General features: G+C 63.6%; 10 protein-coding genes and 1 tRNA gene. 9 read left to right on the top strand and 2 right to left on the bottom strand.

The window, feature by feature from the left end:
• Positions 1-69 precede the first annotated feature (69 nt).
• The 4 genes from LV28_RS38815 to LV28_RS38800 all read left to right on the top strand — a co-directional run bounded on the left by LV28_RS38815 (position 70) and on the right by LV28_RS38800 (position 3,487).
• Positions 70-1,320: an aspartate kinase gene (locus LV28_RS38815; RefSeq protein ID WP_023596567.1), complete on the top strand. Its 1,251-nt coding sequence runs from the start codon at positions 70-72 to the stop codon at positions 1,318-1,320.
• A 235-nt stretch (positions 1,321-1,555) separates the two neighbouring features.
• Positions 1,556-1,649: transfer RNA gene (locus tag LV28_RS38810), tRNA-Ser, on the top strand.
• A 130-nt stretch (positions 1,650-1,779) separates the two neighbouring features.
• A complete protein-coding gene (locus LV28_RS38805; RefSeq protein WP_023596566.1) occupies positions 1,780-2,121 on the top strand; it encodes an FKBP-type peptidyl-prolyl cis-trans isomerase in 342 nt (113 codons plus the stop codon).
• 133 nt (positions 2,122-2,254) lie between these two features.
• On the top strand, positions 2,255-3,487 hold the full coding sequence (locus tag LV28_RS38800; protein WP_023596565.1) for an MFS transporter: 1,233 nt from the start codon (positions 2,255-2,257) through the stop codon (positions 3,485-3,487).
• A gap of 113 nt (positions 3,488-3,600) precedes the next feature.
• On the opposite strand, the gene LV28_RS38795 is transcribed toward LV28_RS38800, so the two are convergent.
• On the bottom strand, positions 3,601-4,452 hold the full coding sequence (locus LV28_RS38795) for an aspartyl/asparaginyl beta-hydroxylase domain-containing protein (RefSeq protein WP_048806601.1): 852 nt from the start codon (positions 4,450-4,452) through the stop codon (positions 3,601-3,603).
• 255 nt (positions 4,453-4,707) lie between these two features.
• Here LV28_RS38795 and LV28_RS38790 point away from each other — a divergent pair, with 255 nt between their 5' ends.
• The 5 genes from LV28_RS38790 to LV28_RS38770 all read left to right on the top strand — a co-directional run bounded on the left by LV28_RS38790 (position 4,708) and on the right by LV28_RS38770 (position 11,628).
• Complete coding sequence (locus LV28_RS38790) at positions 4,708-6,777, top strand: extracellular solute-binding protein (RefSeq protein WP_052408639.1); 2,070 nt, start codon at positions 4,708-4,710, stop codon at positions 6,775-6,777.
• Between the two features lie 43 nt (positions 6,778-6,820).
• Entirely contained in the window at positions 6,821-7,876 is a 1,056-nt protein-coding gene (locus LV28_RS38785) for a microcin C ABC transporter permease YejB (protein ID WP_023596562.1), read from the top strand.
• A 1-nt stretch (position 7,877) separates the two neighbouring features.
• Complete coding sequence (locus LV28_RS38780) at positions 7,878-8,987, top strand: ABC transporter permease (protein WP_023596561.1); 1,110 nt, start codon at positions 7,878-7,880, stop codon at positions 8,985-8,987.
• Positions 8,984-10,579, top strand: coding sequence for an ABC transporter ATP-binding protein (locus LV28_RS38775; RefSeq protein ID WP_038620757.1), 1,596 nt, complete (start codon positions 8,984-8,986; stop codon positions 10,577-10,579). Before LV28_RS38780 ends, LV28_RS38775 begins: the two co-directional genes overlap by 4 nt.
• Positions 10,580-10,890: 311 nt before the next feature.
• Complete coding sequence (locus LV28_RS38770) at positions 10,891-11,628, top strand: C40 family peptidase (RefSeq protein ID WP_080685069.1); 738 nt, start codon at positions 10,891-10,893, stop codon at positions 11,626-11,628.
• Between the two features lie 127 nt (positions 11,629-11,755).
• Here LV28_RS38770 and LV28_RS38765 read toward each other — a convergent pair whose 3' ends face one another.
• The gene (locus LV28_RS38765) at positions 11,756-12,859 is read right to left on the bottom strand and encodes a patatin-like phospholipase family protein (protein ID WP_023596558.1); all 1,104 of its coding nucleotides are present in this window, start codon (positions 12,857-12,859) and stop codon (positions 11,756-11,758) included.
• Positions 12,860-13,088 lie beyond the last annotated feature (229 nt).

Here is a 13,088-nt window from a genome sequence, read left to right as displayed (position 1 = left end):
ACCGATACTCCGGCGAGGGTATCCGCGCAGGATTCATAAACGGTTTTAAATCAATGTGTTAGCAATGTTATGGCTCTGATCGTACACAAATACGGCGGCACGTCGATGGGCTCGGTGGAGCGCATCAAGAATGTCGCCAAGCGCGTGGCCAAGTGGCACAAGGCCGGTCACAAGATGGTGGTGGTGCCGTCGGCGATGTCCGGCGAGACCAATCGTCTGCTGGGTCTGGCCAAGGAAATTTCGGCCCAACCCGACCCGCGCGAACTCGACGCCATTGCCGCCACCGGCGAGCAGGTGAGCGTTGGCCTGCTGGCGATTGCCCTCAAGGAAGCGGGCGTCGATGCCGTGAGCTACGCCGGCTGGCAAGTACCGATCAAGACCGACAGTGCTTTCACGAAGGCCCGCATTTCGGAAATCGACGACAAGCGCGTGATGGCCGATCTCGACGCCGGACGCGTGGTGGTCATTACCGGCTTCCAGGGGATCGATCCGAACGGCAACGTGACCACGCTCGGTCGCGGCGGCTCCGACACCTCGGCCGTGGCCGTGGCGGCCGCGCTCAAGGCCGACGAATGCCTGATCTACACCGACGTCGACGGCGTGTACACGACCGATCCGCGCGTGGTGGACGAAGCGCGCCGTCTGGACAAGGTCACTTTCGAAGAGATGCTGGAAATGGCCAGCCTCGGCTCGAAGGTGCTGCAGATCCGCTCGGTGGAGTTTGCCGGCAAGTACCAGGTCAAGACTCGTGTGCTCTCGAGCCTGACCGATCCGATGATCGCGCTCGACGAAGAAGCGCGCTCGGGCACGCTGATTACTTTTGAGGAAGACGAACAAATGGAAAAGGCCATCATCTCGGGTATCGCATTCCAGCGCGACGAGGCCAAGATCACCGTGCGCGGCGTGCCGGATCGCCCGGGCATTGCCTATCAGATCCTCGGCCCGATCGCCGACGCGAACATCGATGTCGACATGATCATCCAGAACCTGAGCGTCGAGGGGAAGACCGACTTCACGTTCACGGTGCCGCGCGGCGAATATCAGCGCGCCATGGCATTGCTGCAGAACGACGTGCAGGGTCACATCGGTGCGGCGGAAGTCGTGGGTGACCCGAAGGTCTCGAAGGTCTCGATCGTCGGCGTGGGCATGCGCTCGCACGTCGGAATCGCCAGCAAGGCGTTCCGCACGCTGTCGGAAGAGGGCATCAACATCCAGCTGATTTCGACGTCGGAAATCAAGATCTCGGTGCTGATCGACGAGAAGTACATGGAGCTCGCAGTGCGCGCGCTGCATAAGGCGTTCGAGCTCGATCAGGCATAAGCGATCCGGCGTCGTGAAGACCGGTGCCGCATATCTGTGCGAGGTGTGCGGCCCGAAGCGCGAAATGCGCGCCGTGGTGTCAGGTGATGCGCAGAAAAATCCCCTAACGTGTCGAGTGCATGACACGTACGCAAAAAAAGTTGGATTTCCATGCGCATATTGTTTGACGACACCGCGAACAGTAGGTAATATCACGCCTTCGTTACATCACCTCCCTGATGTGACGACAAGTTTGGGAGACGTGGCCGAGAGGTCGAAGGCACTCCCCTGCTAAGGGAGCATCTGGGCCAAAACCTGGATCGAGGGTTCGAATCCCTCCGTCTCCGCCAAGTCGCCTTGGCGGAACACCCCCGGCTCTTCGCGGAGAGCCGGGGGTTTTTTTCTTTCCCGAGTTCGCGCGTTGGCGATATCTCGCGCGTCGGTATCATTCCATCATCCGCCTTTCGAGCGAGGATCAACATGTCGACCATCACCACCTCTTCCGGCCTGGAATACGACGACCTGCAAGTGGGCGAAGGCGCCGAAGCCGTCGCAGGCAAGACCGTCTCCGTGCACTACACGGGATGGCTCACCGACGGCACGAAATTCGACTCCAGCAAGGACCGTAACCAACCGTTCGACTTCGTGCTCGGCGGCGGCATGGTCATTCGCGGCTGGGACGAAGGCGTTCAGGGCATGAAGGTCGGCGGCAAGCGCAAGCTGGTCATTCCGCCGCAACTCGGTTACGGCGCCCGCGGCGCCGGCGGTGTGATTCCGCCCAACGCAACGCTGGTCTTCGAGGTTGAACTGTTGGACGTCTGAACCATCGAAAGCCGTACGAATACGGCATAGTCGATGCAACAGACACCCCCGGTGCCTCGCAGGCGCCGGGGGTGTTGTCTTTTTACGTGCGCCATTGTCACGAGCCGTGGCCGCACAAAGGAGCCTTAACGAGGTGTCTCACTTCGCCAAGCCTGTCTCACGATTCTGGTTTCCCCTGTCGCTGGTGCTCTTCGAGTTTGCCGTCTACGTCTCGAACGACATGATCATGCCGGGCATGCCGCTCGTCACGCGCGAGTTCGGTGCGACGGCGGACATGATTACGCTGGCCCTGACGGCCGCCATGCTCGGCAATGCGAGCCTGCAGTGGCTGCTCGGCCCGCTGGCCGATCGCTTCGGGCGGCGTCGGGTGCTGCTCTCGGGACTGGTCATGTTCATCGCGGCCTGTGTGACGATGCATTATGTGCAGACCATGTCGCAATTCATTCTGCTGCGCTTCCTTCAGGGCATGGGCTGCTGTTTCGTGCTGACGGTGGGTTATCCGACTGTCCATGAAGCATTCGAAGAGAAGACTGCCGTGCGGGTCATGGCGCTCATGGCGAATGTCTCGCTGCTCTCGCCGATGTTCGGCCCGCTCGCGGGCGCCGCCGTGGTGTCGTACCTGTCGTGGCGCAGCATCTTCTGGCTGATCGCGCTGGTCGCCGTGGTCTCTTTCGTCGGCTTGTACCGCACCATGCCGGAACTCTCGCGACACGATCGCAGCGCGCTCAACGCCCGCTCGTTGTGGCAGGGTTACAGGCTGCCGCTCTCGAGCACGCGCTTTTGGCGCGGTGCGGTGCTCACCGGGTTGGCGGTGACGCCGCTGCTCACATGGATTGCGCTCGGCCCGGTATTCCTGATCGAGCGTGCGGGAATGTCGCAGATGCAATATGCACTGCTGCAGTTGCCGGTGTTCGCGGCGCTGATTCTCGGCAATCTGCTCCTGTCGCGTCAGGTGGGTCGCTGGTCGAACGCTCGCGTGCTGGCCACCGGTGTGGCGGCGATGCTCATCGGCGCGGCCGTCTCGCTCATCGGGACCGCGATTCTCGCGCCGGGATATCCGGCGCTGCTCGTGGGCACGACGTTGCACGCATTCGGCATGGGCATGTGCTACGGCGTGGTGTATCGCCAGTCGTTGTTCGCGGTGGATAGCCCCAACCGTGCCACGGTCGCCGGCATGCTCAGCATGATTACCATTGTCGTGGCCGTTGCGGTGATCGAATCGATGAAGCTGGCGTACCTGCACTTCGGCGACGCCGCGCTGGGCATCGGCGCAATGACGGCCGCGGCGCTGGTGGCCGTGCTGGCGGCGAATTTCGTGCCGCCGCCCGCGCACGATCCGCTTGCGCATCCGGCACGCCAGCCGTGATAGGCGTGCCGCGCGGTAAACAAAAAAGACAAGAAAGGCGCCAGCGAGTTTTGAAATTCCCCCCAAGCGTTGGATGCACCGCCAACCCTTGGGGGTTTTTCATGGGCCGACGCTCAGTGATGAGCCCGCTCGTCCGACAGCGTTTCGGCGCGATGTGCGTCGCTCGCACCGGACGGTGCGGCAGACGCGCCGACAGGTCCGGCGGGATCACCCGCGGCCGGCTTGGGCGCCGAGTAATAGTCCCGCTCCCACTTCTCGTGATTCGCCTTGGCTTGCTGAAGCTCGGGCGTGAGCGGGGCGAAGGCGAGGAGCAGCCGGTTGAGCCAGGAAACGGGTGGCTTGCACGGGCGCTCGAAATCGACGAACAGCACCACGCGCGTCTCGTCGGTGTCGTTGTGCACCTGATGCGGGTATGCATCGTCGAAGATGACGGCGCGATTGACCTGCCACACATAGCGCTGGCCGTCGACCTCGATCCAGCACTTCTCCCGCTCGCGCGGCACCTTCAGCGCAAGATGCAGCCGCAATACGCCGTTGTAGGGGCCGCGATGCAGCGGAATCTGCTTGCCTGGCGAGAGGATCGAGAAGAAGGCGGTGCGCAGGCCCGGAATGCCGTCGAGCGCGGCAGCGGTGGCGGGGCAGCGTGCAAGATTGCGCTCGGCGCGCATGCCATAGCCGAGAAACACGAAGGTCTGCCACTGATGGTCCTGCGTGATGGTGGCAACGTCGGGCGAGATTTCGTGGAACGCGGGCAGACGGCCCGGCGTGGCAAGCACCGCTTCGAGTTCGCGCGCGATGGCCGGTGCCTGCGCTTCGATCGCTTCGACCCACGGGAACTGCGCATTGTCGAAGATGGGTTTGTCGCCGACCAGCGAACCCCGGGCAATCCGGCGCTGCGCCGCTTCGACACACTGAAAGAAGAATTTCGCGAGCCAGCGGGGCAGGGTGCGGTTGGGGTTTTGCACGGGGGATCGTGTTGCGGGCAACGTCGGCCTCCAGGGCGCGGATGGGGGAACCGGGCCGGCGCGCATGTGTCTTTCAGTGCGGTGATCGCCGGGCTTTTGGGTACAATTGTCGCGCGGTCTGGTCGTGACGCCAAGTCTCGTGCGGCAAAGCTGCGCGAGCACGGGCCGCGAGAGATTCCGACCGGCGGCAGGGGGAGGGGCTGGATGCGTCCGTGCCCCGGCAGGCGGGGGCTCGCCGACAAATACAGGAGACGCATGAACGCGCGCACAACACGGCATCCACACTCGACGCAGGCCTCGTTTGCCGCCTCACGTATTGCCGGACGAACGGCGTCGATGCGCGCCGTCGTCGCGCCGGTCGTCCAGACCTTCGCGTGCGCTGCGTCCATCGTGTCCGGCGCGCGCTTCTCGACCCGCTTCGCCGTGACCGTCGTCGGCATCGTTGTGTCGGCGATCCTGTGGTTTGCGCCGGACGCACACGCCAAGTACGCCATCGCGCAGTACGGCGAGCCGAAATATCCGAAAGGGTTCACGCACTTCGATTACGTCAATCCGGATGCGCCGCGTGGCGGCACGCTCACACTGGCCAATCCGGACCGGCGCACGAGCTTCGATAAATTCAATCCGTTCACGCTGCGCGGCACGTCGCCGCCCGGCGTGTCGGGCCTGATGTTCGAGACGCTCGGCATTGGCAGCGCGGATGAACCGGCGACCGTATACGGCCTGCTGGCCGACGATATCGCGGTGGCGCCCGACGGGGCGTCGGTCACGTTTCACATCAATCGGGCCGCGCACTTCAACAACGGCGACCCGGTGACCGCCCAGGACGTCAAATACTCGTTCGACACCCTCATGAGCCCGCAGGCAGCGCCGGGTTACAAAGTGATGCTCGCCGACGTGAAGGGCGTGACGGTGATCGACAATCGTCGGGTGCGCTTCGACTTCCGGCGTGTCAGTCCCGACCTGCCGCTGCTCGCGGCGTCGGTGCCGGTGTTCTCGCCGAAGTGGGGCGTGGGGGCCGACGGCAAGCGCAAGGCATTCGACGCCATCACGTTCGAGACGCCGATCGCGAGTGGTCCGTATCTGATCGAGTCGTACGAAGGCGGCCGTCGCATTGCCTTCCACCGCGACCCGAACTACTGGGGCAACGACCTGCCGGTGCGGCGCGGGACCTACAACTTCGAGCGCATCGTCTACAAGATGTACGCCGACGATATCGTGCGGCTCGAAGGCTTCAAGGCGGGCGAATTCGACGCCACCACCGAATATCGCGCGCGCAGTTGGGTACGCAGTTACGTGGGCAAGCGCTTTCGCGACGGCGAACTGGTCAAGCGCGAATTCGCCCATCACAATGCGGCCGGCATGCAGGGCTTCATTCTGAACACGCGCCGCGACAAGTTCCGCGACGTGCGTGTGCGCCGCGCGCTGGACCTCGCACTGGACTTCCAGTGGCTGAATCGTCAGCTGTTCTACAACCAGTACCAGCGCATCTACAGCTATTTCACCAACAGTGACCTCGCGGCACGCGGCATGCCGGGCGAGGCCGAACGCAAGCTGCTCGATCCGCTGCGCAAGTCGCTCGACCCGGCCGTGTTCGGGCCGATGGTCGTGCAGCCGACGACTGCTCCACCCGCGAGCCTGCGCGAAAACCTGCGTCAGGCGCGTGAGTTGTTGGCGCAGGCGGGCTGGACCTATCGCGACGGCGCGCTGCGCAATGCGAAAGGCGAGCCGTTCGTGTTCGAATTCCTCGACGACGGCGGGGCGATGGGGCCGGTCGCCTCGGCCTACGCGCGCAATCTCGCGAAGCTCGGCATCACGCTGAACTTTCGCACGAGCGATTTCGCGCTGTACCAGAAGCGCCTCGAGGCGTTCGACTTCGACATGATTTCGCTGCGTTATCCGGACTCGCAGATTCCGGGCACCGAGCTGCTCGACCGTTTCGGCAGCCGTTCGGCCGACGTGGAGGGGTCCGACAACGTCATCGGGCTCAAGGACCCGGCCGTCGATACGTTGCTTGGCGAACTCGTGCGTGCGCGCACCTACGACGATCTCGTCGCGGCCGCACGCGCGCTCGACCGTGTGCTCATGCATGGGTACTACATCGTGCCGCACTGGTTCTCGTCCACCCATCGCATGGCCTACAAGCAGTATCTGCACTTCCCGGACAAGTTGCCGCTGTACTTCACCGCCGAAGGCTGGCTGGTGTCGATGTGGTGGGACTCGCGTCTGGAGCGGGGCCGCGCTTCGGCGTCCGGCACGCCGCCTTCGACGGATCGACCGCAGCCGGTGGCGCCGCCTGCCGTCGCGTCCGGCGTCGCCCGATAGCTTTCGCCGCGCTTCAGACACTGATAGGAGCCGTCCCCCAGCCATGTGGTCTTACATCCTCAAACGACTGCTGATCATGATTCCGACGCTGCTCGGCGTGATCACGCTGACCTTCGTGGTCATTCAATTCGTGCCGGGCGGGCCGGTCGAGCAGGTCATGCTTGAGCTCAAGGGGCGCGCCGGCGGCGGTGGGGAAGCGAGCGGCGGGGGCGGCAGCGAGTATCGAGGACGTCGCGGCATCGACCCGCAGCAGCTCGCGCAGATCAAGGCCCTGTACGGCTTCGACAAGACGCCGGCGCAACGTTACTGGCTGATGCTCAAGCGCTTCGCCAGATTCGATCTCGGACAAAGCTACTTTCACCACCAGAGCGTATGGTCGCTCATCGTCTCGAAGCTGCCGGTGTCGATTTCGCTCGGTCTTTGGACGTTTTTCCTGACGTATCTGATATCGGTGCCGTTAGGCATCGCCAAGGCGGTGCGCAACGGGTCCCGCTTCGATACGCTCACCAGCATGGTCGTGCTGGTGGGCTACGCCATTCCTGGCTTCGTGCTCGGCGTGTTGCTGCTGGTGCTCTTCGGCGGCGGTACGTTCTGGCAGTTGTTCCCGCTGCGCGAACTGGTCTCCGACAACTGGAGCGAACTGTCGTGGCCCGCGAAGATCACCGATTACCTCTGGCATATCACGCTGCCGGTGACGGCGTCCGTCGTGGGCAGTTTCGCGGTGATCACCATGCTCACGAAGAACGCGTTTCTCGACGAGATTCGCCGTCAATATGTGCTTACCGCGCGCGCGAAGGGGCTCTCCGAGCGTAAGGTGCTGTTCAAGCACGTGTTCCGCAATGCCCTGATCCCGCTCATCACCGGGTTCCCGGCCGCGTTCATCGGGGCGTTCTTCGCGGGCAGCCTGCTCATCGAAACCCTGTTCTCGCTCGATGGTCTGGGCCGTCTGTCATATGAGTCGGTGCAGCGTCGCGATTATCCCGTCGTACTCGGCTCGCTGTATCTCTTCACGCTCATCGGTCTGGTGACCAAGCTCATTTCCGACCTCTGCTACGTGATGGTCGACCCGCGCATTCAATTCGATCGACTGGAGCACTGACGTGACCCGATCCACCACGCCAACGCCTCGTCCGTCGTCCCTTGCCGCGTCGAGCGCATCGCCTTCGCGCTCGCCGCGATGGCGCGTGTGGCGACGCTTTCGCCAGCAGCGGCTGGGCTACTGGAGCCTGGTCGCCTTCGTCATTCTGTTCGGCCTCAGTCTCTTTGCCGAGGTCATCGCCAACGACAAGCCATGGGTCGTGCGGTACGAAGGAAACTGGTATTTCCCACTGGTGAAGACCTATCCCGAGTCGACCTTCGGCGGCGACTTCCCGACGCCGACCGACTATCTCGATCCGTTCATCGAGTCGCGCATTCGCGCGGGCGACAACTTCGCGATCTATCCGCCCGTGCGCTACAGCTACGACACCATCAACTACTTCGCGAAGGTACCGAACCCGGCGCCACCGTCGGCCGAGAACTGGCTCGGCACGGACGACCGCGGTCGCGACGTCTTCGCCCGCCTGCTGTACGGCTTTCGCCTGTCGGTGATCTTCGCCCTGGCGCTGACGATCTCCGGCACGCTGCTCGGCATGCTGGCCGGCGCCGTGCAGGGCTTTTACGGGGGGCGCATCGACCTGACGTTGCAGCGGCTGATCGAGATATGGGGTTCGCTGCCGGAGCTCTATCTGCTCATCATTTTTGCGTCGATCTTCGAGCCGCATCTGTGGCTGCTCTTCGTGCTGCTGTCGTTGTTCGGCTGGATCGGACTGTCGGATTACGTGCGTGCCGAGTTTCTGCGCAATCGGCAGCTCGATTACGTTCGTGCTGCGCGCGCCATGGGGCTCTCGAACTGGCAGATCATCCGGCGCCACGTGCTGCCCAACAGCATGACGCCCGTCATTACATTCCTGCCGTTCCGCATGAGCGGGGCGATCCTCTCGCTCACCAGTCTCGATTTTCTCGGACTCGGCGTGCCGCCACCGACCCCGAGCCTGGGCGAATTGCTCAATCAGGGCAAGGCGAATCTCGACGCGTGGTGGATTTCGCTCGCGACGTTCGTCGTGCTGGTGCTCACGTTGTTGTTGCTCACGTTCATGGGCGACGCCCTGCGCAATGCGCTCGACACGCGCATGGCGGACAAGCAGGCCGCGGCCGGGAGGGCAATGTGAACGCACCGCTGCTCAGTATCGAGAATCTGTCGGTGCGCTTTGGCGACACCGAGGCGGTAAAGGACGTGAGCCTGGCGATCGCGCGCGGAGAGCGCGTGGCATTGGTCGGCGAGTCGGGGTCGGGCAAGAGCGTGACCGCGCTGGCGATCCTGCGGCTGCTCCAGGACGCGCAGGTTCAGGGACGCATACTGCTCGACGGCGTGGACCTCGCGTCGGTGAGCGAGCGCGCGATGCGCGGCATGCGTGGCAATGACATCGCCATGATCTTCCAGGAGCCGATGACCGCCCTCAATCCGCTCTATCCGATCGGGGAACAGATCGCGGAAGCGCTCGAATTGCACGAAGGGCTCTCGCCGAAGGACGCGAAAGCACGTGCCGTCGACCTGCTGCGTCGCACGGGCATTCCTGAGCCGGAGCGTCGCGTGTCGCATTTCCCGCACGAACTCTCGGGCGGGCAGCGCCAGCGCGCCATGATTGCCATGGCGCTCGCCTGCCGTCCGAAGCTCCTGCTGGCCGACGAGCCGACGACCGCGCTCGACGTGACCATTCGCGCACAGATCATCGAATTGTTGCTGGAGCTACAGCGCGACGCGGCCGAAAAGCGCGGCATGGCCGTGCTGCTGATCACGCACGACCTCAATCTCGTGCGGCGCTTCGCCCAGCGCGTGGCCGTGATGGAGAAGGGCGTGCTTGTGGAGTGTGCCGACACCGAGACGCTTTTCACCAATCCGCAGCATCCATACACGCGCAAGCTGATCGACAGCCGTCCGCAGCGGGAGATTCATCCAGTGCTGCCGATTGCGCCCGTATTGCTCGAGGCGAAGGGGGTCGCGGTGGATTACGCCACGTCGCAGCCCGGCTTGCGCGGCTGGTTCCGGCGCGGACGCTTTCGCGCGGTGCACCCGGTCGATCTCGCGCTGCGCCAGGGCGAGACGCTGGGCGTGGTTGGCGAGTCCGGCTCCGGCAAGTCGACGCTTGCCATGGCGCTGCTCGGCCTGCAGCGCGCGAGCGAAGGGCAGATCGTGTTTCACGGCGAACCGTTGTCGTCGTATCGCGGGGCCGCACAGCGCAAGTTGCGCTCCCAGATGCAGATCGTGTTTCAGGACCCGTTCGGCTCGCTCTCGCCGCGCATGACGATCGAGGAAATCGTCGGCGAAGGGCTGGCGCTGCATCGTCCGCATTTGACGGAAGACGAGCGGCGCGCGCGCGTCGCCGACGTGCTGCGCGAGGTGGGCATCGATGCACGGGCGATGTCACGCTATCCGCACGAGTTTTCCGGCGGCCAGCGACAACGGATCGCGATTGCCCGGGCGCTCGTGGTCGATCCGCAGATTCTTGTGCTCGACGAGCCGACCAGCGCGCTTGACGTGTCGATTCAGCAGCAGGTGCTTCATTTGCTCGCGCAATTGCAGATCAAGTACAACCTGAGCTACCTCTTCATCAGTCACGATCTGGCGGTCATGCGCGCGATGGCGCATCGCGTTCTGGTGTTCCGCGACGGCCGTCTGGTGGAGCAGGGCGATACGGAATCGGTATTTTTCGATCCGCGTCACGACTACACGCGGGAACTGGTGGCGGCAGCCATGCTGTAGGTCCGTGACGTCGGCGTGAAAGACCGCGTAACGTCGCGGAATGTCGGCTAAATCACAAGCGCTTGATTGGTAATGAAAATTTTCCGATTGTGCTGATTGTTTTTTTCTATTACCTTTTGACATCATGTGACGTTCACATTACTATCGCGTACCAATTAAGTTGAATATTCAACGAGTTAACCAGGTCATTTCAGGCGACAGGTTCGGCGGTGAGACTGCCGGGCGTAACTCGAAGGGTTTCAGCACCACAGCATCCTGTTGTATCTGACGAGCTACTCATCGGCCATCCGACTCAACCAACCCGGCGACCAATGCAGACGATCCCCAAGCGCACCCGCAAGACTCTCCTTCTCGCGTTCACTGCTGCCGGCCTCGTCACCGCCTCGTTGACGGCGAAGGCAGACGACTACAACAACGGTCCCTCACCCGCCGCACGCGCCGCCGCCGAAGCCATTCAGGCAGCCAAGGCCGCGAAGTCCGGCAACAGCGCGGGCGCCGCGAATTCCCAGAACGCTTCGTCCAACGTCGCCACGACAGCCTCCGATGTCCCGCAGGCAGCCGTCGAAGAGACGCGTGTGCAACGGGCGCAGAAGCTGCTCTCGAACGTGACCGACAAGGCGTCGGACGTGGTGCTCGGCGCGTTGAACTACATCGGCGTTCGTTACAAGTACGGCGGCAATACGCCTGACAGCGGTCTGGATTGCAGCGGCTTCGTGCGCTACGTGTTCCAGGACACGCTCAACTTCATGCTACCGCGCCGCTCGGAAGAGATGAGCCAGGTCGGCGAGCGTATCGCCAAGACCGACCTGAAGCCGGGCGATCTGGTGTTCTTCAATACGATGCGTCGCAGTTTTTCGCACGTCGGTATTTACATTGGCGGCGACAAGTTCGTGCATGCCCCGGCGACCGGCGGCAAGATTCGTGTGGAAGATCTGCGCGAGTCGTATTGGTCGGCTCGCTACAACGGTGCCCGTCGCGTCGAAACGCTCAAGGCCAGCGCCGAACTGACGCGCGTCGAGCAGCTGTTCAAGAACGATCACCCGATGTAAGTTTTCCGGCGTTTGCCGCAGACATGAAGAATGCCGCCCTTGGGCGGCATTCTTCATTGGGACGTCCCGGATTGCGTCTGGATCTTGCGCGGGACCGCCCGCGCATCGCAACCCCGAGTCGAAACGCTCAGCGAGAGGCCTGCGGCATGCCGCGCGTCGCATCCGACTGCGCTTCGGCGAGCTTGCGCTGGATTTGCGGCCATTGCTTCGCGACGGCTTCCTCGCCCGCCAGAATTGCGCGGTTGCGGCCCTGGAAGTCCGATGCGCCCATTTTTGCGAGCGACGGACGAATCACGACATCGGCATTCTTTTCCAGCTCGTACTGCTTGATCGACTGACCCATGATCGTGAATGTCTGCATCAGGATGTCGAACTGCCCCTGTGTCGCCTGCGCCGTCGGATTCGCCGAGATGTCGACGGCAATCACGAAGTCGGCACCCATCTGGCGCGCATATTCCGCTGGCACGGGGGCAACGAGCCCCCCGTCGACATAGTCGCGCGTGCCGATGTGCACCGGCTCGAACACCCCCGGCACGCTGCTCGACGCCCGAACGGCCTGGCCGGTATTGCCGCGCCGGAACAGAATCGGCGCACCGCTTTGCAGATCGGTCGCCACGATGCCCAACTGGCGCGGCATCTGTTCGATCGGACGGTCCTTGAGAATCTTGTTGACGTACGACTGTAGTGCTTCGCCGCGCAGCATGCCGCGCGAGCGGAACGGCATCGTCCAGTCGCTGATCGAGGCTTCGTCCATGGTCGAGGCGAGCCGGTTGAGCTGGAAGCCGTTCAGGCCCGACGCATACATGGCGCCGACCACGCTGCCGGCGCTGGTGCCGACGACGATATCCGCATGGATGCCGCGCGCTTCGAGGGCCTTGATGACACCCACATGCGCGAAACCGCGTGCGGCGCCGCCGCCAAGCGCCAGTCCGATCTTGAGGGGACGAACGACCTTGGGCGGCGTCGCCGGGGTCGTCGGCGACGCGGGCACTTGTGCCACCTGCGGCGTGTCTGGCGCGTTGCCCTGAGAGTCGACCGACGGCGCGCTTGCACAACCCCCCAGCACGGCGAGCATGGCCAGGGCGCTCAGGGCAGTGCGCGGGGAGGAAGCGGAGATGGACGTACGACGCAGGGCTTGCGGCGATGCCGATTCCGGGAACGAGGGCACGGCGGGGGCGCCGTCGGCTGTCGGTGTGACAGCGCGGCGCAGGATTCTGATCAACGACAACAAGGAGAAACTCCGGCAGGGCAGGACAAGCGCGCGGCGCCCCCGAATCGCCCGGGAGGGTGGGGAGGCGGTGCGTCGACGCGCAATTTTACGGCGATTGGAGCTGCCCGGGCATAAATCAGTTCACTTTTGGAGGGTGTCATCGACGAGCGGCGACGTGTTGTGGAACCTTTACGGGGCCGACTCATCTTATCTGCCACATCTTCCTGGCGGCGATCGCTCGATCGCTGTC

The sequence above is a fragment of the Pandoraea pnomenusa genome (assembly GCF_000767615.3).
Classification (GTDB): domain Bacteria; phylum Pseudomonadota; class Gammaproteobacteria; order Burkholderiales; family Burkholderiaceae; genus Pandoraea; species Pandoraea pnomenusa.
Note: the sequence above shows the minus strand (reverse complement) of the source record. Positions and strands in the feature narration are given on the sequence as shown.